This is a genomic window from Lysobacterales bacterium (assembly GCA_016721845.1).
Lineage (GTDB): Bacteria > Pseudomonadota > Gammaproteobacteria > Xanthomonadales > Ahniellaceae > JADKHK01.
Genome location: JADKHK010000013.1, coordinates 269940 through 288801, shown reverse-complemented (window position 1 = coordinate 288801; position 18862 = coordinate 269940). Strand labels below are relative to the sequence as shown.

Below are 18862 nucleotides of genomic sequence, written 5' to 3'. Positions count from 1 at the left end.
GATGAACGCACTTTCGCTGATTGCCGCAATTGATCGCAACCGCGCGATTGGCCTGCACAACCAATTGCCGTGGTCGCTACCGGACGACCTAAAACGCTTTAAGGCGTTGACCACTGGTCACACCATTTTGATGGGCCGAAAAACCGCGCAATCGATCGGACGCGCCCTGCCCGGACGCAACAATCTGGTGTTGACGCGCAGTGGCCACTCCCCGGTTCCGGGCATGTTGGCGGTGGCGACACTGGAAGATGCCATCGCGCACGCCGATCGACGCCTGTTTGTGATTGGCGGCGGCGAAATCTATGCACTTGCCTTGCAACACGCCGACACCTTGCACCTGACTCACGTCGACGTCGCACTTGCGGATGCCGACGCATGGTTTCCGGCATTTGACGCCAGCGACTGGCGCGAGACTTCGCGCCAAGTCCACACGGCAGACACTCGCCACGCTTACGGATACAGTTTCGTTGACTACGCTCGGAGCAACCCGCCATGAGTTCGACTTTTAGCGCACGCATCGACTACGGGTTGACCGGCGAACATCCAGTCTGCGAACTCTCTGGCATCGCCGCGAATCTGGTCGGCCATGATGCAGTCCTGTCGCTGCGCTTACGCGTCGATGTGAAGCGCAGCAGCGGCGTCGACGCCAACAAGCAGGTGTTCGAACAGGCGGTGAAGGTCACGGCAACGCAGTTGCGCGTACCGATCGCAAGCACGCTGATTCAAGGCTATCGCTACAAAGGCCACAAGATCGACATCGAAATGGTGGCGAAGCTTCGTGTCGACGATGGCGTGATCTTCGACACAACGCTGGAAGCACCAGTGGACGCCCCGCTACTCACGCCACAAGGCGATGCCGCGCAAGCAGCGAAGTGGGTCGAACCACCTGACCAGTACTCGCTTGCGGCAAACCTGCGCGCACTGTCGCCCAAAGATCGGTTCATCGCCAAGGTGTTGCTCGGCATCGCTGGTGTGCTCGGTGGCGGCAATGCCGCAATTGGCATGCATGACCAAGTAGTGCCCGAGTCGAGCGCGATTTGGTACGACCAGCACGGCAGCGACGGTAGTGAGTCTCCGGCGATGAAATCGCTCGCCGGCAGCGGCGTTCTCGGTGCCGGGCTATGGCTCGTCCTGCGCGCAAGGCTGCGTCGCTATATGCGGATCAGCCTCACCGCAGCGGTCAGCACCCCGCGCCGCGGCGAGCGCATTGCCGCGCGTATGCTGGTCGAAGGCGAGGCACGGGTACCGTTAGAACGCAGCACATTGCGCGTCGTCGCGGCAAATCGCGAGAACGGCCAGTACACCGAACGCTCGGGCAAGGAAACCAAGACGCGCAAATTTCAGGAGCCCGTTCAGGCAGTGGTGCTGTTTGAGCAGTTCCTGCCCCTCATCCCGGCGGGAGCGCCGCTCTCCGACCATCTCGATGGCGATGTCGATTTCGACCCCATCTTCACCGACCTGATGCCACCGCTGATGGCTGGCGAAAACCACGGTATCGATCTGGTATGGGAGGTACAACTGCTTCATCCCGACTTCGTCGATCAGGAACTCCAAGGTCCAAACGCGTGGATCACCACCGATTGGCCGCAGCCTTCCGAATCGCAAACTTGACAGTAGGCGCTGAAATCACGATCATGCGCGCCCTTCCAATTCCCCGATAGCTCAGTCGGTAGAGCAACGGACTGTTAATCCGTGTGTCGCTGGTTCGAATCCAGCTCGGGGAGCCAGATCAACAAAAAGCCTGCGATCACTCGCAGGCTTTTTGTTTTATGTTGTTGCGAATCAAGCAGCACAGCCGAGAACGGCTGCGCTTAAATCAGGATCAACCCCAACAATCACTGACCGCTGATGCCGTTCCCGACTTGGTGCGGATACCGGCTTGGTCGATACCCAAGGTGCCGCACTTCGTATCGTGAGTGGCCTGCGAACCCTGCGGAACGACGGTGAGGCTGTACGCCGTTGCGGTCAATCCAGTGGGTGCGGCGATGACGTACGAATCGGCGATATCCGTTTCGCACGCCAGCGCAGGGTCGGCGCCGACATAGGTCAGGCGAGTCGTGTAATACCGCTCCATGAACTGGGCGGCTTCCATGAGGCAACCCGTTGCCGCTTTCCGCCGAGTCTTCACGACCTGTTCCATGAAGCTTGGGTAAGCGATCGCCGCCAAAATCGCGATGATCGACACCACGATCATCAGTTCAAGAAGCGTGAAGCCTCCAGCACGATGACTGGCCGGCGAACACTTGGATCGCCAATTTTTCCGGGTCGAAGCAATTGAGTCATTCACGGACTTCACTCCTTGATCAGTTCGCGCCAGGAAATACGTCCCTGATTCGCTGGATTGTTGACTTTCACGCTGCTGTTGCCACCGCCAGAACCACCCACGAACAGTAGATTGTCGATCACCAAACCCTGAGTGGGCATGGCGACGCCGAGATCGACGGAACCTACCGGAAGCGTATTGCCGCCATAAGTAACCACATCGTCCGAGTATTCGCCATCACCGTCTACATCAAAGAAGTTGGGCTCGACACTGGTACCGGTAAAGGCTTCCAATGCGTTGACGTAACCGCGCCCACCCGAACCACAACCATCCGAATTCGGAATGACGCTGGATACCAGCAAGGTTGTTCCAATCAGGGCGGAATCACCGATGATCCGTTCGCCCTCGGCAGTGCCAGGCGTCGGCGGCTTGAGCAAGTCGATAAACCAGCCCTTCTTGCCTGCCGGGAGATCCGTATTCTGCTCGAACCCGCGCACCACGTTGCCGGCGATCGTTCCCGCTGCGACGATGCTGCGCTTTTGCAAATCAGTCGCGCGAGCGCCGATGGCTGCGCCATCATCGATCAATCCATACCAAGTATTCACCTTGGTATTTGGCGTGCCGTCACCGTTGATGACGTCATCCGAATTCAACAGGCGCCCGGTACCGAAAAACACCCAGGTCTTGAAGGTAACCGGATCGATACCAATCGAGGGCCCACCGGAAATCGGCTGAATACTGCCACCGCTATCCTTGGCGGAATGCATCAGCAAACGATTGGCGGGAGATACCCAACTGGCTGGCGAAGCCGAAGTCAGATTGAACCGCCAGAAGTTGCCCCTGAGGTCGCCGGCGTAGACGAAGTCGACATCGCCATCGCCGTCGTCGTCCCAGGCGCGCGGCGTCGACAATCCGTTCGGGGCCACAGCGGAGCCGACACCGGTGTTGATTTCTGCGAGCACGTCGCCATTCAGCATGTTCAATACGTACAACACAGCGGTGTCAGTCGTGCTGTTGGGTCCATTGGCGACAATCACGCCGAGCGAACCATCATTCATTTTCGCGATGATCGGGCGCCCCATCACATTGCCCATCAGATCGTGGTCGGCGGCATCGAAGTCCCAGAGTACGTTGCTCGTATCGAAATTGGTGGGATCGGTGACATCCAGACCGAAGACGCCTTTGCCACCACGACCGAGCGACGCCACCAGAAAATTCTTCGCATAGGAATTTGACTCGCGCGAGGACACAAACACCGGCCCATCCACGAAATAGGTATGCGAATAGCTGTCGGAAGCCAACGATTTCAAGCCTGCAAGATCGACATTGCCGGGAACGTAGGCAAATGTTTCCTCACCCGTCACTCCGTCAAACGCATGCAACATGCCGTCATTCGCGCCGACGAACACCGTGTTGGTGTCTTTGGAGAAGTAAGGCGAGCTGTGGATGATGTCACCGAGCACGTGCGAGCGGTCGCGCATCAGTCCGCCATTGGCGATTTCTTCGCTCTGATCGCCACGTAGATAATCGCTCACGCCGGTTGTGGGTGCATTGAGGTAGGTCGACTGAGCCGCCGTTGGGAAGTTCGCTCCTGCTGAGCCATTCCAGGTCAGGATGGTACGGGAGCCCGCAGCCGGAATTTCCTCCGATGCAGTCCAAAGTGGCGTCGGACTGGCACCCGACGAGGTGATTGGATAGGCCACCAACTCGCCAATCCAGCGATTGGTAACGTAGCGTGCCTGGAACAACAGCGTCTCGGTACTGATCGTCGCGCTGTTCGCTGACACGTTCGAACTGGAAGCCGTTCTCTCGACCACGGCGGACAATGCCGAACGCAAGGCCTGAGCGAACAACTGCGGGTTGGTCGCGGCCACGAACTTGCCACGCCCGTTGACTGCGGCATGCCAGAGATCGTCGATATTCTCGGCATCGCCGCCATCCGATGGCGCCGGCCAGTTGATCGCCCCCGACTGCAAACTCGGGAAATCGCTGGGCTTCAAGGTGCCGGTAAGACCCAGCGAAATACCGAATGTACTCATGTGCTGCCAGAACGCAGGATCGGCGGTCGATGACGGCACGTCATTATCCATGCTGGCATCGGTGCGAAGATCCCGCTTCCAGAAGTGCATCGCCACATCGGCCAAAGTGTTTTCGGCGTTCGCTTTGTAGGGTGGGACCGGCGAGTAGGTGTAGGTGGCGCCGTTCGGGCCGTTCACGGTCGGACCGGAATCCTCGTCTCCATTCATGCCGGAGAATCCACTGTCACCGTTCCAATAACCGTCGGTCGTCAAGATCGCGAAGTTCTGGCGGCACGACAATTCAACTGCGCCCGTGCCCTGATAAGGATTCCCCGCATTCGACCGCGAGTAGTAATCACCGATGCGCTTCAGCGCACTGCGCAGCGGCGTGCCGCCGCTATCGTTCATAGCGAACAGGCTCGAAAACCAGTCGCTGCGATTGGTCGACGCCGGAGTGATGCGGTCACGGAACAATCCCCCGTCTGAACCAACCGGCACTTCTTCGACAATCGAACCCAAGCCAGCGAGTCCGACGCGATATTCGCCACCCAGTTCGGAAAAGCGCGACACGCCGGACTTGGCGGCCTTCATGCGGGTACGGTGATAGGACCACCAGTTCGCATAGTTGGCGCGCTCTTGCGCATCGCTGCGACCGGTCGGCGTCGCGTAGGCGCAATGCCGCCAACCCCAACCTGTCACCGTCGTATCGCAACCGACCGACACGACGCCAGTTTCCGGGTCGCCGGTCTCGTACTCCACCTTCAGGGTGACGTTGGCGAATGAATTGTTGTTGGCGTTATCGGCAGCGCGTACACCAACATACCAAGTGCCAGCAGCAGGGTTGGCGACCGTTTGCGTCTCGTTGCTGCTGCTGCCGCTTCTTCGATAATTGTAGGCGCTCGTCGTCGGCAACGCCCCGAACCGCAGATACAAGTTCGCGTCCGAATCCGAACCCGTCAATGTGACCGTCATATTGACGGCCCCGGCCGGAATCGTGAAGGCCGCAGAGCGGCCGGCATCGACGTTTGCCGGCGCAGCGGCACCGGTTCCACCACCATTGGTCCAGTTGTTGCGTGTTGCAGCGAGGCCGGTCTCGGTGAACAATACCGTCTTCGTTGTGTTCACCTGATCACGGTCACTGCGCACGACATTGCCACCGCCCGCGGTGATCTGGTAGCGGTAATACTGCGTGATGTCTTCGAGATCGGTCGCACCCGGCTTGGGTACGAAGAATGTTGGCGTGTAGGCATTCAGCGAGGTGGTGCCGCCGGTGATATGGCTGCCATCGGTCGACACCGCCGTGTATGGCGTATTCGCCATCGGCGCACCGCTGGCCGTAATCCACGGCCCGTAAGTGACGTCCGGATTGTAGGACAGCGTGTTGTAGGTATACGTGCGGAACGCAACGTCGGGGATGTTGTTCGAATCGAAGTCGTAGACGTTGGTTTCGTTGCTCAATTCACGCGTGCCATCCGGCCCACCGATCGGCACTGAATCGCCATCATCGCTGGTGCTCAAGCCACCGCCACCGATCGAGACTTCGTATTTCGGCAAGCTGCGATAGCCCATCGAACCCGAGGTATCGAGAATCAGCATCACGTTCGGCGGCACCGCAACGCCGCTCTCCAATGGCTTGTTCGGAATGGCGATGCCGGCCTGAACAGGCATCGCCATGATCAAGGCGACACTGGCACTGAGGGCGGCACGTTGAAGATGCCGATCAACCGCATGGAATTTATTGTTCATGATCTGATTCATGGCACGCCTCATTAGAATCCGCTGACACTGGCTTGCAGGACGACCCTGGCACGATCCGCCTCGGCGCTACGCGCGGAAACGCGATAGCGAGGAGACATGCACTTCTCGTTGATAGGAATTTCCCGATCGCAGCCAGGCCAATTCGGAGCAATGCCCATGGCTTCGATCAAATATTCGGGATCGGCGACGATGCTGGTGCCCGAGTTGTCGACATCCAGATTGGAGACCGCCTCGCGCCAGGCAACAGTCGAATCCTCCCAGCGCATCGTGTCCGACGCGGCGAGATCGACCCGCTGCGCGCACAAACCGGCGTTGCAGTCGGAGGTCGGGAACACCGGCTTCAAAGCAATCAATGCCTCTGCCTCGCGGAGCGCAGCTTCGGCGGCCTGAAACGAAATGCTGCGGTCATAAATACCGGCACTCATGCGCTCGCCCATGGAGGTGCCGCGCATGCTCGCCACACCCATCCAGGTCATCACCAGCAGCAGAATCAGCACAATCACCAGGACTGCACCGCGCTGGCCGTGTGCTCGAATCGAACGTTGGCCATTCATGCGTTGCGACTCCTCAAGGTTACCGTGTGCACGACACGGCGAGTGATCACCGAATTGTCGGTACCCACCCGATCAATACCGGACAGCCCAAGATCCATGCGCATCGCAATCACGTCGCGCCAGCGCGCCGAAGGAATGGAGCTCGCCACGACATAGTTGCTCGATCCTGGAAGCAGAAAAGTCAGCTGCATGTCCGAGACCCCCTCGACGACTTCCTCGGCCGCGCCAACCGTTGATCCTCGCAGCGCGACCCGGAACAATGAATTGCTGCCGCGACCATTGGCGGCGACATACCAGCGTGTCGCCTGCAGCCGCACCATCACCGAATTGTCCGGGTAGGTATATGCGGCACCCGTTGCCGAACAATCCCTCGGCTTCTTGAAGCCCAGTCCTTTGCTGCAGTTTCCGGGTGTACCCGAATTGTTGTGGACCACCGAGTTGCCGGAGCCGCCGGTCATCTGGAAGATCGATGCCTGACGATAGTCGCAGACCATCAGGACGTCATTTGCGACAAATCCGTGGCTGGCCGGCGCCACCGTGAATGTGGCTGAGACGGGCGCGTGATTCGAAACGAACGCAGTCGACGACGCACCGGAGATCACCTGCACCGCATCCGTTCCCGCAAGCGAGCCAGGAAAAGTGCCGTTGTCGTAACCCACCAGTCCGCTGCCCCAAGTATTCCACCAAGAACCATCCGCACCATTCAGTACATTCACTACCGGCAGGTATCGCGAACAAGGAATGGAGCCAGCCTCGCGCATGTCGCGCGACATGAGTTCAAACGAGATGCGCGCGTTTTCCTGAATCCGCGACAGACTTTCCGAGGCGGTGTAGGTGCGACTGAACGACAAGAACATGCTGACTGCCGCACCGGCGATCAGCAGGCCAAGCACGATCGAAATCATCAGTTCGATCAAGCTGAGGCCAGATTGCCGAGACGGCCGGCCAACGGAATGAAATGATCGGCTCATATGCGGCTCCGGCTACGCAGCGACTGTGAGGTTGCGCCGCCCGTGCCTGCTTCGTCGTTCCAGCGCACGGTGATCTGACACACGTTCAATGCACAAACCACACCGCCGCAAGCACTGCCGCCCATCGTCGCCTGAATCGACGCCACCCATGCGTTCAAATCTTTCGACGCCAGCGACCCGCCGGCCGATGGCACAGTGCAACCGGTTGTTGGCAACGTCAGGTTGTAAGCATTGATGCGGGCAGACGCCACATTCGCGCGCATTGCATCGGAGATGGCATAGGTGAGAACGACGGCTTGGCTCCGCTGGAACGCACTCTGGCTGTTGCGCAGCGACGTGGACTGCATCGCCGCAACGCCAAGCATCCCGGTGGACAGCACCAGAACCGCGATCATCACTTCGAACAAGCTCGATCCTGACTGGACCCGCCGTCTGCACATCCACGTATTGCGCTTCATGACAACCACTCCCGAATTCATGAGTCCGCCGGCGCGGCACAAGCGCCCGCGGCGTTGCGGCGCACGACGGACATCCGTGCGCCTCCTGAAATGACGACATCCCGTGCGTTCTCGGCTGGCGTCGTCGTCGGCACACAGACGCGAACCTGTGCAACGAGCAGCGTTCCATTGGCCTCATGCGCCAACCCATCGGGACGGAACACGATCCGACTGGATCCACCCGAAATTCTGGTGCTCGGAATGACGATCGTCGGCGCACTCACATTGGTCGCCCGTAACCGAACCTCGGTCGCACCGACGATGCCGTTGCCGTCGGTATCCACGAAAGCGAGCCAGCCACGCCACGCACCAGCGCCGGCGTTACAGGACGGAGTAGCGGTATCGGCATTGTCGCTACGACAGACGACGGTACGTTCGCCGCGTCGAAACGCCTCGACTCGTGCCAACTGCAAGGTAGCCACCATCTCGTTCGCCGGATTACTCACGCGGCCGGCATTCATCACCGACTGAAAGCTCGGGACCGCTATCGCCATGAGAATCGCCGCGATCGCAACCGTAAAAACCAATTCGATCAGCGTCACGCCGCGTTGTCGATTACGTACTGAAGCAACCACATTGGATGTCGCGACCGTCATGATGCTGGCTACCGTTTCGAGATGCTTGCACCCTAGCGAGGCGTTCGCAGCCGGACAATCACCGGCCGACGAACGGCCCCTCTTCCCGGTCAACGGCACGCCACCTCGATAATGCGATGAAACGCAGCAGATCTCAGGCGACCACGCGATAACATGGCTGGTACACCGCACCGCCCGGCAACTTCATGCGGTGTTGCTGGACGAAGGCGGCGAGCAAGTGATCGAGCGCGGCCATGATCTCGGGTTCACCGTGGATTTCGAACGGACCGTGCTGCTCAATCGCAAGGATGCCTTCTTCTTTGACGTTGCCAGCGACGATGCCAGAAAACGCGCGGCGCAACTCTGCGGCGAGTACGTGCGTCTCCTGGCCACGATGCAACTTGAGTGCCGCCATGTTTTCGTGGGTCGGCTGAAACGGCTGCTGCAGCGCATCGTCGATCTTCAGCGACCAGTTGAAGAAGAAGGCGTCCTTTTCGGCGATACGGTTGCGTCGCACCTTGTCGACGCCGGCGTTGACGACGGCTGCGACTTCGCTCGGATCATCGACGATGATGCGGTACATATCGGCGATGTCCGGCCCCATCGATAGCTTCAGGAACGCATCGATCTGCTCGAAATAGGCCACTGATTCCTTCGGCCCGGTCAGGATCATCGGCAGGGGAATGGTGGCGTTTTCCGGATGTGCGAGGATGCCGAGCAGATAGAGGATTTCCTCGGCGGTACCGACGCCACCCGGGAAGATCACGATGGCATGAGCGATGCGCACGAAGGCTTCGAGGCGTTTCTCGATGTCCGGCATGATGACCAGATGGTTGACGATCGGATTCGGCGACTCGGCGGCGATGATGCCCGGCTCGGTGATCCCGATGTAGCGATTGGTGCGGCGACGTTGCTTGGCGTGACCAATTGTCGCGCCCTTCATCGGCCCCTTCATCGCGCCCGGCCCACAACCGGTGCAGATATCGAGCCCACGCAGACCGAGCTGGTAGCCCACTTTCTTGGTGTATTCGTATTCGTCGCGCATGATCGAATGCCCGCCCCAGCAGACGACCAAGTTCGGGTCGAGATGTGGGCGCAAAATGCGTGCATTACGCAGGATTTCGAATACGGCATTGGTGATGCCGTTCGACTCTTCGAGATTGAACCGTCCGGACTGAATGTCGCTGGCGACGTAAGCGATGTCGCGCACCACGGCGAACAGCAATTCGCTGATGCCACGGATGATTTCGCCCTCGACAAAGGCTTCTCCCGGCGCGTTGATCAACTCCAACTTGATGCCACGATCCTGCTGGTGCACCTGGATATCAAAGTCGGGATAACGGTCAAGCAGCGCACGCGGATCGTCTGCGGTCGAGCCACTGGACAATACGGCGAGCGCACAGCGGCGCATCAACTGGTGCAGACCGCCATGGCTGGCATCACGCAACCGGCTGACTTCCTGGCGCGACAGCATGTCCATGCCGCCCATCGGCGAAATGCGGGCATTCAAAGTAACGGGAGACATCGTTCGGGGATTCCTTTGATCAGGGCGCAGAACGCGCCAGACGACCGATCAACGCGATTCGGTCATCAATTCCGCAGGCACGCCGCCTGCAACAAGCCGTGCGTCGAAACCTCGTTCGCACAGAAGAAAGGTGGCCGAAGCGCTACGCCGGCCGGAGTCGCAATACACCGCGCAGGGGCGCTGCGCGTCAAGCTGCACTGCCAATTCGCGCAAACGCGCGAGCGGCAGGCTGATCGCACCCGGCACATGGCCGCGCGCATATTCATCGGCTAGGCGGACATCGATCAACTGATGCTCCGCTGTCACTTCCTCGATCACCATCTGCGACAACAAGGGTGCCTTGAGCAAGCGCTCGAAATCCTGGCATGCGATGCGCATGACGGCGATATCGGTCTGCGCCACGACGGTGGCATTCCGCGGCTGCCCGGACAGCAAGGCTTCCTCACCGAAACCACTGCCCACTCCGAGCTGCGACACCTCGGTCTCGTTGAAACCATCGGCATCCTGTTGCACGACCTGGACCCGACCCTCGGTGAGGATGAAATAGCAGTCGCCGCGATCCCCTTGCTGAATGATGGTCTCGCCACTGTTGAACTTCGCCGACTGCATGCACGCAAACAACTGCGCGATGTTGCCGGGCGGAATGCGATGGAACGCCTGGTTTTGCAGCAGCGCGGTCATCCAGTCCTGAGAGTCATCGTCGCCACCGCTCTTGCGTGACCCATGCTCGGTCACTTCCAGGCCGCCGGTTTGCGACCAGGTCAGGATCAGGTCCATGTGTTCGCGATCGACCAGCAGGACCTGGGCGGTCTTCAGGCAAGTCGCGGTGGTCACTCGGCGCGGACCGTTGGCCAACGCATTGCGGGCTTCAGGCGTATCGCCACGAATCACGCGCCCCTGACCGCCGTCAAACACTTCCACTTCACCCGAGATCAGGAACGGTACCGTCTGTGCGGTCTCGCCGCGGGAGAAGATGATCTGCCCGGGCTGATACACACCCACCCGCGAATATTTCGCCAATTCCGCGCGATCAGTCGGCAGCAGCGCGCCGAGGGGTACGAAGTTCTTGAAGAGGCTGATGTTGACCATTCCGATGGTCAGGATGCGCTGTCAGGCCATGAAGGCGGGAACAGAGAATTCCGCAGAACGGCGGCCCGGTCAAGGCACCAAAGGAAACGGCCCGCACAGGGCGGGCCGTTCCTCATTTCCTGCAAGCGTGTTCCGCTTAGAACTCGTAGCGGAAACCGACCTGGAGCGACCAGCGCGAAATGCCGCGGTCGTCATAGATACGGCTCACGTCCGGGGTGTTGAAGCGGTAGACGTAGCGACCCGTTGCCGAATCGATACCGCCGTACTCGACCACGCCGAAGCTACCCGGGAAGGCGACTTCGTCGACCTTGCCCCAATCTTCGTTCAACAAATTGCCGACATTCAGGATGTCCATCCAGACTTCGGCCTTGTTGTCGCCGAAGAAGCCCGGCAGTTCCTGGGAGACGCGAACGTCAAACTGATTGACGTCCTTGCCGCGCGCACCATTGCGTTCGGCCACCTGACCGCGATGCGAGTTCAGGTAATCGTTCGACTCCACGTACGCCCAGAACGCGGTTTCTTCGGCAGCCGAACCGAACACCACATCGCCCGGACCGTTCGGGATGTACAGCAGGTCGTTGGACGAGCGGTTGTCGCCATTGGCATCGTTATCGAACACAAAGCTGAACGGTCGGCCCGAACGGCTTTCGCCGAACACCGAGAACGTCGTGTCCAGATCTTCGAAGAACGCATGCTTCCAGCTGACTGCGGCGCTGAAGCGATCGCGGATCTCGTACGACGAGGTCGCGTTGACTTCCTCGTTCGGATTGAAGGTGTTGGCGTTGCCCCACTGCGAACCCGACGTCGAACTGGTCAGCGCACTGACTTCGTCGGCATTCGTGTAGGTGTAGGCGGCCATCCACGACCAATCGCTCTCGCTCATCGGCTTGCTCAGCGACAATGTGCCCTGCTGCGAACCGCCCTTGTTGGTCGGTCGGGCGATGATCGCGTCGTTGAACGAACGGTTGCGGTTCTGGCGACCCGAGGCAGTGCCAGTCAGCGCGGTACCGTCTTGACGCCAATTTGCCGGGTTGTAGCCCGCCGTGTTCCAGTACAACGCACGACCATCCTGACCAAAGCGCGTCGGCGCACCGAGATTCAGGTGCTGATAGTAGATGCCTTCTTCAACCTGAAGCAGGATGACTTCGGCGGCTGCGACAGCGCCCCACCACGGCAGTTCATGATCGATCGCCAAGTTCGCCTTCCAGGCCGAGGGCTGGCCCAGGTCCGGATCGACGAAATCGATCGACTGGGTGCCACCGGTGCCCGGCGTGAACAGACCCAACTGATCGCCACGATCGGGATCGAAATGGGTAATGCCGGTCGAGAAGAAGTAGTCGGTGTAGGTGCTGCCGTTGTTCGAGTAGGGGTTGGACAGCCACACGCTGGCAGCCGCACCCTGGAACAGGCCGAAACCGCCGCGCAACTGGGTCGAGCGCTCGCTGTCGAAGGTGTAGTTGAAGCCGACGCGCGGTGCGACGGTCTTGTTGCCGTCGATGGTCTGGCTGTTGTCGTAGTGGAACGCAGCCGACGCGGCGGCGTTGAACAGCGGGTCTTCACCCACATTCGGCGTGTCGACGCGGAAGCCGTAGTTCACGGTCAAGTTGTTGCTGAATGCCCACGAATCCTGCACGAACAGGCCAAGATTGCGAATGCTCCAGGCAGCGGCCATCGTATCGAGGTTGCCGCCGGTCGGGACAAACAACTGGTAGCGGCTGGAGATGCCCTGCTCGAACAGGTCGATGCTGTTGAACGAGTAGGAGCCGTTGATGCGGCGGCCAAACAGGTTGTAGATGTCGTTGTTCTCGTAATCCGCACCGAACTTCACGGTGTGGTCGCCGAGGAACCAGTTGCCGGCAAGATAGCCGTTCCAGGTTTCGGTCGCGAGAATGTTGGCGTGGGTATTTTCTTCGGTCCCCAAATTCAGGAGGCCGGTGCCGATTCGAATCTGGATCGCCGGCAGATCGCCCCTGGGCGTGCGCACGGCCGAATAATCGCGATACGACACCTTGGCTTCGGTCGAGAAGCTGTCGGTCCAGTCACTGAACAACTGCGCCGTATAGGTATCGAGCTGGAAATCACGCTGGTACACGTACGAACCGAGCGCAATCTGGTTGCCGTTCTGGCCACCGAAACCCGGAAGCACGGCGACACTCTGGTCCGACGTGCCGTAACGGAAGTTGAAGCGATGGGCGTCGTTGACGTTCCAGTCGATCTTCAGGCCATACTCTTCGCCCGTCGTGTCGGCGCCGCCGACATCCGAAGAACCGGCATCGAATCCGTAGCCGGCGGCAATGGCACGCACACGCTCGATGTCGGCTTGCGTGATGTTGACGATGTTCGAGGCCGAGGAGCCGACCGGGCCGAACGTCGGACCGGGCGCACCCTGGTTGTAGTCTTCATAATTGAAGAAGAAGAACAGCTTGTCCTTCACGATCGGGCCGCCCACGGTCAAGCCGTAGGTGGTTTCATCGGTGAAACCGGAGAAATCCGAACCATCGGCATTCTCGGCCACCCATGAATTGTCACGGTAGAGGCCGTACAGCGATCCGTGGAATTCGTTGGTACCGGACTTCGTCACGGCATTGATCACGCCACCGACGCCGCCCGAAATCGTGACGTCGTAGTTGGCGACGTCAACCGCGATTTCTTCGATGGTGTCCATCGAGAACGGCTGGCGCGGCGTCGGCAAGTTGTTGCCTTCGAGACCGAAGCTGTCGTTGGTGCTGATGCCGTCGACCTTGATCGCGTTGTAGCGCGGGTTCTGACCGCCGACCGAAATTTCGTTACGCGACTTGTCGGTCTGCACGATGCGCGGATCGAGGCGCGCATAATCCTGCAGATTGCGTTCGATCGACGGGAAAGCCGCGATCTGTTCGCCGGAAACATTCGTGCCCGCGCCCATCTTGTCGGCGCTGAACATCATTGACATCGCATCGGCAGTGACCGTGATCGCGTCGAGCGACGTGGTGTCTGCCGCGCCACCCAGCTGCGCATCGACATTGGTCAGCTCGGCCAGCGCCAGATAGACGTCCGATTCGGCGTCTTTCAGGCTGTCCTTCGACGCGGTGACGGTGTACGGACCGCCGACGCGCAGACCGACCACGGTATAGCGGCCATTGGCGTCGGTCGCGACCGTCTTGCGTGCGCCCGTCGGGGCATGCACGACTTCGATCGTGGCGTTCGCTACAGGCGCGCCCGATTCATCGACGACGCGACCAGTCAGACCGGCCGAAGTGTTCTGTGCGACGACCGGCATGGCAGCAGCCAAACCGAGCAGGATCGCCATGGAGAGCGCATTACGCTTTGTCATGTTTGCACCTTGTTGTGACAACGGAAGAAAGCACCACCAACGGCATTGCGCGACGCCCAATCTGATGGATCGAAAACCGATCCTCCAGCACGTCCAACCACGCGAAGCGATAAGGGGGTTAACCGAAGTTTAACAGTGCCCGATGACAGTTTTGTAACGTGCTGAGTTGTAACACTTTTTGCCAAGTGATCCGGAGTGCCTGGTGATCAGGCTACCCGAGCGAGGAATCCGGCCAGACCATCCAGCAACATCTGCACCGACATCGCGATCAGGACCATGCCCATCAGTTTCTCGAATGCAGACAGCACACTCGCCCCAAGCCACCGGTAGAGCGCGGTCGCGGCGAACAGCACCACGGCCGTGCCCGCCCAGGCCATGGTCAGCGCGATCGACCAATCGACGGTGCGATCCGGATGCTCATGTCCCATCAGCAGCAGGATCGCCATCGTCGACGGTCCGGCGATACCCGGCACCGCCAGCGGCACGATGAACGGTTCACCGCCGATCTGCTCGCCGAACACGCCGTCCTTCGGCGGAAAAATCATGCGCAGGCCGATCAGGAACAACACGATGCCGCCGGTGATCGACACCGCTTCGAGATCGAGTTTGAGCAGATCCAGCATCGGCTTGCCGGCCAGCAGGAACAGGAACAGGGCACCGAGGGCAATGACCAGTTCGCGCGCCAGCACCCAGCGTCGACGCTGCGGCGGCAGGTCCTTCATCAGGCTCAGGAACAGTGGCACGTTGCCCAGCGGATCCATGACCAGGAACAGCACCAGTGCGGCCGACAGCGTGTCCATGGATCAATGCACCGCGACTTGGGCGTTGCGCATGATCAATCCGAGGCAGTCGCCCGCTGGCGCCCGTGCCGTCTCGACTGCTTCCGGGTTCTCGGCGAAATAGGCGCGCGCGCGCAAGGTCGTGCGCATCGGCGGCGGCGTGAAGGTGAGCATCTTCACGCCCGAATGTTCCAGCTCCTGCGACCACTGGGATACGAGGCCGCGCAACGCGAACTTGGCCACGCCATAAGCATTCCAGAAGGCCTTGCCGACCCGGGCCTCGTCGTCGAGCACGAACACGCAATGGCCTTGCGCTGCACGCAACAGCGGCAGGCAGGCCTGCGTCAGCGCGAACGGCGCATTGAGATTCACCTGCAACGAACGCAGCCAGTCTTCCGCCGGCAACGATTCGAGCGGCGTCAGTCCACTGAAACTCGCAGCAGCGTGGATCAGCGCGTCCAGGCGACCACACTGCTGTTCGAGCGTGGCCGCGAGCACCGCGAATTCGGCCGGCGTCGCACCTTCGAGATTGATCGGATAGATCGCCGGCTCGGGACCGCCAGCAGCGACGATTTCGTCATACACGCGCTCCAGCGCACGAACGCGCTTGCCCGCCAGCACCACGGTCGCGCCCGCCGCCGCTGCTTGTTTCGCAAGCTCGGACCCGAGGCCGCCTGCAGCACCGGTAATCAGCAGCACCTGACCGGCCAGGGCGCCGGATGGAACGGCCGACATCTCAAGCCTTGGCCGCGTCGCGCACCATCTGGGCGAGTTCACCCTTCTCGTGCAATTCGAGGGTGATGTCGCAGCCACCGATCAACTCGCCGTTGATGAACAGTTGCGGGAATGTCGGCCAGTTCGAAAAGCGCGGCAGATTGGCGCGAATATCCGGGTTTTCAAGCACATTCACACTCGTGAATTCGGCACCAGCGTCCTTCAATGCCTGCACGGTGCGACTGGAGAAACCGCACATCGGGAACTGCGGCGTGCCCTTCATGAACAGCACGATCGGGGACGATCCGACGATGGACTTGATGCGTTCGATGGATTCCATGTTGCGATCTCGATGCGGAAGACGAGGCGGATTCTACAACCCGCGGCGATATCGACGGCGGCTTCGCAACGGCCTGCTAAACTTCGTGTCCGCGCTTCTCCATTTTCCGACCTTCACCGCAACCCTTCACGGAGTGATGACATGGCCATCGAACTGCCTGCCCTGCCCTATGCCCGCGACGCGCTGGCGCCGCATATCTCGGCCGAAACCATCGATTTCCACTACGGCAAGCATCATCAGACCTACGTGACCAATCTGAACAACCAGATCAAGGGCACCGAGTTCGAGTCCCTGTCGCTGGAAGAGATCATCCGGAAATCTTCGGGAGGCATGTTCAATAACGCTGCGCAGGTGTGGAACCACACGTTCTACTGGAACTGTCTGAAGCCGAACGGCGGTGGCGAACCGACCGGCAAACTCGCAGATGCGATCAATGCGGCCTTCGGTTCGTTCGCGCAGTTCAAGGAACAGTTCACGAATACGGCCTTGACCACTTTCGGTTCCGGCTGGGCTTGGCTGGTGCAGCGCGCTGACGGCTCGCTCGGACTGGTCAGCACCTCGAACGCAGCGACGCCGCTGACCGGCACCGACCGCGCCTTGCTCACCTGCGACGTGTGGGAACACGCGTACTACGTCGACTATCGCAATGCCCGCGCGAAGTACGTCGAGGCGTTCTGGAACCTGGTGAACTGGGACCATGTCGCGGCACAGATGGCCTGATTGATCGCGGCCGGTGGCCGCTCCCGCCACGATCCTGCGGGAGCGGCGGGCGCTGCGATGCGCTAGCGTCCGCGCAATCGCGCTATCGGCGGCGCAACCTGTGCGCGCCGATCGAGTGCCTTGCCGATCCGATCCAGCGCATCGGCCAACGCTTCCAGGCCGTCAGCGATCAAGGTCGCGTGTCCGACCTTGCGGCCCTCGCGCGGCGACTTGCCGTAGTCGTGCCAATGGCCCGCCGCCTCCGCAAGCACGGCGCGCCGATCCGGCATCTCGCCGATCCAGTTCAGCATGCAGGAACGCCCGCGTGCGTCGATGCTGCCGAGCGGCAAGCCAAGCACCGCGCGCAGATGATTTTCGAACTGCGACACATCGGCACCCTCGATGGTCCAGTGCCCGGAGTTGTGCACGCGCGGTGCCATCTCGTTCGCGAGCAACTGACCGTTCCGCACGAACAGTTCCAGTGCGAACACCCCGACATAGTCGAGCGACTCGGCGACCAGGCGCGCTGCAGTCACGGCGGATTGCGCCAAGGTCGCGTCCGTGTCGGCCGGCGCAAGGCTCGCCGAGAGAATGCCCGACTCATGCCAATTCTCGGTCAACGGATAGGCGCGGAACTCGCCGTCGCGGCCGCGTACCGCCACCACCGACACTTCGCGTTCGAACGGCACGAAGGCTTCAAGGATGAGCCCCACACGTTCCGCCTGCGCACCCAGTGCGGCCCAGGCGGCATCGAGGTCGTTCGCTGACTTGATCCGGAACTGGCCCTTGCCGTCGTAACCGAGCCGGCGCGTCTTCAGGATCGCCGGCAGACCGACGTCGCGCGCGGCCCGATCAAGATCCTCGCGTGTGTCGACCGCCGCAAATGCAGGCACACCGATGCCGAGTTCGCGGAACAGCGATTTCTCGGCCAAGCGATCCTGCGCCACCGCAAGCGCGCGTGGATTCGGAAATACGGGGACTCGCTTTGCCAGCCATTCGGCGCTCTCGGCCGGCACGTTCTCGAAATCGAAAGTGACGACATCCACGCGCCGCGCGAACTCGGCCAGCGCCTGCTCGTCGCGATAGTCGGCACCGAGCAAGGGCACGAACTGGGCCGCACAGGCGTCGGCGGCGCTGTCCATCACCAGGAAGCGCAGGCCCAGCGGCGCGCCGGCGAGCGCCATCATGCGCGCAAGCTGGCCGCCGCCCAGGATGCCGATCGTGGTCATGCGGAACGGGGGTCGGGTTGCGCCAGGACCTGTTCGGTCTGGGCGCGACGGAAGGTATCGAGCGCCTTGGCCACCGCAGCATCCTGCGTCGCCAGGATCGCAGCCGCAAACAGCGCGGCATTCACCGCACCGGCGGCACCGATCGCAAAGGTCGCGACCGGTATGCCGGCCGGCATCTGCACGATCGAGAGCAGCGAATCAACGCCGTTCAACACCTTCGACTGCACCGGCACGCCGAGCACTGGCAGCGCCGTCTTCGCCGCCAGCATCCCGGGCAGATGCGCGGCGCCACCGGCACCCGCAATGATGGCTTTGAGGCCGCGCGCACTCGCCTGCTCGGCATACTGGAACAACAGGTCGGGCGTGCGATGTGCCGACACGACCCGCACCTCGTAGGGAATGGCGAGGCGCTGCAAGGTCTCCTCGCCGTGCTTCAACGTGTCCCAGTCGGAACGCGAGCCCATCACGATGCCCACGATGGGCAAGGCGTTCGAAGCGGTCATGCACAACTCCACGGGATGGACGGCCTCAGGCCGCC

Annotated in this window: 17 protein-coding genes and 1 tRNA gene; 4 read left to right on the top strand and 14 right to left on the bottom strand. The window is 60.9% G+C overall.

Features of this window, described 5'->3' with window-relative positions:
* The first annotated feature begins 1 nt into the window (after position 1).
* The 3 genes from IPP28_08675 (at position 2) to IPP28_08665 (ending at position 1727) form a co-directional block, all read left to right on the top strand.
* Entirely contained in the window at positions 2–496 is a 495-nt protein-coding gene (locus tag IPP28_08675) for a dihydrofolate reductase (protein ID MBL0041101.1), read from the top strand.
* Complete coding sequence (locus tag IPP28_08670) at positions 493–1611, top strand: hypothetical protein (protein ID MBL0041100.1); 1119 nt, start codon at positions 493–495, stop codon at positions 1609–1611. Before IPP28_08675 ends, IPP28_08670 begins: the two co-directional genes overlap by 4 nt.
* 40 nt (positions 1612–1651) lie before the next feature.
* A tRNA-Asn gene (locus IPP28_08665) sits at positions 1652–1727 on the top strand.
* Between the two features lie 95 nt (positions 1728–1822).
* On the opposite strand, the gene IPP28_08660 is transcribed toward IPP28_08665, so the two are convergent.
* The 12 genes from IPP28_08660 to grxD all read right to left on the bottom strand — a co-directional run bounded on the left by IPP28_08660 (position 1823) and on the right by grxD (position 16396).
* A complete protein-coding gene (locus tag IPP28_08660) occupies positions 1823–2194 on the bottom strand; it encodes a pilus assembly protein PilE (protein MBL0041099.1) in 372 nt (123 codons plus the stop codon).
* A 98-nt stretch (positions 2195–2292) separates the two neighbouring features.
* Complete coding sequence (locus IPP28_08655; protein ID MBL0041098.1) at positions 2293–6039, bottom strand: pre-peptidase C-terminal domain-containing protein; 3747 nt, start codon at positions 6037–6039, stop codon at positions 2293–2295.
* Positions 6040–6050: 11 nt separating this feature from the next.
* Positions 6051–6593 (bottom strand): pilus assembly protein, encoded by a 543-nt coding sequence (locus IPP28_08650; protein MBL0041097.1) that lies wholly within the window; start codon positions 6591–6593, stop codon positions 6051–6053.
* A complete protein-coding gene (locus IPP28_08645) occupies positions 6590–7498 on the bottom strand; it encodes a pilus assembly protein PilW (protein ID MBL0041096.1) in 909 nt (302 codons plus the stop codon). The genes IPP28_08650 and IPP28_08645 overlap by 4 nt, the downstream gene beginning before the upstream one ends.
* Before the next feature lie 62 nt (positions 7499–7560).
* Positions 7561–8004: a type IV pilus modification protein PilV gene (pilV, locus tag IPP28_08640; protein ID MBL0041095.1), complete on the bottom strand. Its 444-nt coding sequence runs from the start codon at positions 8002–8004 to the stop codon at positions 7561–7563.
* A gap of 35 nt (positions 8005–8039) precedes the next feature.
* A complete protein-coding gene (locus tag IPP28_08635) occupies positions 8040–8657 on the bottom strand; it encodes a GspH/FimT family pseudopilin (protein MBL0041094.1) in 618 nt (205 codons plus the stop codon).
* 133 nt (positions 8658–8790) lie between these two features.
* Positions 8791–10146, bottom strand: a complete 1356-nt coding sequence (locus IPP28_08630) for an LOG family protein (GenBank protein ID MBL0041093.1) — start codon at positions 10144–10146, stop codon at positions 8791–8793.
* 63 nt (positions 10147–10209) lie between these two features.
* On the bottom strand, positions 10210–11250 hold the full coding sequence (locus IPP28_08625) for a cyclic nucleotide-binding domain-containing protein (GenBank protein MBL0041092.1): 1041 nt from the start codon (positions 11248–11250) through the stop codon (positions 10210–10212).
* A 136-nt stretch (positions 11251–11386) separates the two neighbouring features.
* Positions 11387–14563, bottom strand: a complete 3177-nt coding sequence (locus IPP28_08620; protein ID MBL0041091.1) for a TonB-dependent receptor — start codon at positions 14561–14563, stop codon at positions 11387–11389.
* Between the two features lie 206 nt (positions 14564–14769).
* Entirely contained in the window at positions 14770–15363 is a 594-nt protein-coding gene (locus tag IPP28_08615; protein MBL0041090.1) for a hypothetical protein, read from the bottom strand.
* A 3-nt stretch (positions 15364–15366) separates the two neighbouring features.
* Complete coding sequence (locus tag IPP28_08610; GenBank protein ID MBL0041089.1) at positions 15367–16077, bottom strand: SDR family NAD(P)-dependent oxidoreductase; 711 nt, start codon at positions 16075–16077, stop codon at positions 15367–15369.
* A 1-nt stretch (position 16078) separates the two neighbouring features.
* On the bottom strand, positions 16079–16396 hold the full coding sequence (grxD, locus tag IPP28_08605; protein ID MBL0041088.1) for a Grx4 family monothiol glutaredoxin: 318 nt from the start codon (positions 16394–16396) through the stop codon (positions 16079–16081).
* A 141-nt stretch (positions 16397–16537) separates the two neighbouring features.
* On the opposite strand from grxD, the gene sodB reads away from it, so the two are divergent.
* Complete coding sequence (gene sodB / locus IPP28_08600) at positions 16538–17116, top strand: superoxide dismutase [Fe] (GenBank protein MBL0041087.1); 579 nt, start codon at positions 16538–16540, stop codon at positions 17114–17116.
* A 62-nt stretch (positions 17117–17178) separates the two neighbouring features.
* On the opposite strand, the gene IPP28_08595 is transcribed toward sodB, so the two are convergent.
* Complete coding sequence (locus tag IPP28_08595) at positions 17179–18324, bottom strand: 5-(carboxyamino)imidazole ribonucleotide synthase (GenBank protein MBL0041086.1); 1146 nt, start codon at positions 18322–18324, stop codon at positions 17179–17181.
* The gene (purE, locus tag IPP28_08590; protein ID MBL0041085.1) at positions 18321–18827 is read right to left on the bottom strand and encodes a 5-(carboxyamino)imidazole ribonucleotide mutase; all 507 of its coding nucleotides are present in this window, start codon (positions 18825–18827) and stop codon (positions 18321–18323) included. The genes IPP28_08595 and purE overlap by 4 nt, the downstream gene beginning before the upstream one ends.
* Positions 18828–18862 lie beyond the last annotated feature (35 nt).

Bases quoted from the DNA above. Each gene is read 5' to 3' on its own strand.
- IPP28_08675 (MBL0041101.1), top strand. From the start codon at position 2: ATGAACGCACTTTCGCTGATTGCCGCAATTGATCGCAACCGCGCGATT.
- IPP28_08670 (MBL0041100.1), top strand. From the start codon at position 493: ATGAGTTCGACTTTTAGCGCACGCATCGACTACGGGTTGACCGGCGAA.
- IPP28_08660 (MBL0041099.1), bottom strand. From the start codon at position 2,194: ATGATCGTGGTGTCGATCATCGCGATTTTGGCGGCGATCGCTTACCCA.
- IPP28_08655 (MBL0041098.1), bottom strand. From the start codon at position 6,039: ATGAATCAGATCATGAACAATAAATTCCATGCGGTTGATCGGCATCTT.
- IPP28_08650 (MBL0041097.1), bottom strand. From the start codon at position 6,593: ATGAATGGCCAACGTTCGATTCGAGCACACGGCCAGCGCGGTGCAGTC.
- IPP28_08645 (MBL0041096.1), bottom strand. From the start codon at position 7,498: ATGATTTCGATCGTGCTTGGCCTGCTGATCGCCGGTGCGGCAGTCAGC.
- pilV (MBL0041095.1), bottom strand. From the start codon at position 8,004: ATGTGCAGACGGCGGGTCCAGTCAGGATCGAGCTTGTTCGAAGTGATG.
- IPP28_08635 (MBL0041094.1), bottom strand. From the start codon at position 8,657: ATGACGGTCGCGACATCCAATGTGGTTGCTTCAGTACGTAATCGACAA.
- IPP28_08625 (MBL0041092.1), bottom strand. From the start codon at position 11,250: ATGGTCAACATCAGCCTCTTCAAGAACTTCGTACCCCTCGGCGCGCTG.
- IPP28_08620 (MBL0041091.1), bottom strand. From the start codon at position 14,563: ATGACAAAGCGTAATGCGCTCTCCATGGCGATCCTGCTCGGTTTGGCT.
- IPP28_08615 (MBL0041090.1), bottom strand. From the start codon at position 15,363: ATGGACACGCTGTCGGCCGCACTGGTGCTGTTCCTGGTCATGGATCCG.
- IPP28_08610 (MBL0041089.1), bottom strand. From the start codon at position 16,077: ATGTCGGCCGTTCCATCCGGCGCCCTGGCCGGTCAGGTGCTGCTGATT.
- grxD (MBL0041088.1), bottom strand. From the start codon at position 16,396: ATGGAATCCATCGAACGCATCAAGTCCATCGTCGGATCGTCCCCGATC.
- sodB (MBL0041087.1), top strand. From the start codon at position 16,538: ATGGCCATCGAACTGCCTGCCCTGCCCTATGCCCGCGACGCGCTGGCG.
- IPP28_08595 (MBL0041086.1), bottom strand. From the start codon at position 18,324: ATGACCACGATCGGCATCCTGGGCGGCGGCCAGCTTGCGCGCATGATG.
- purE (MBL0041085.1), bottom strand. From the start codon at position 18,827: ATGACCGCTTCGAACGCCTTGCCCATCGTGGGCATCGTGATGGGCTCG.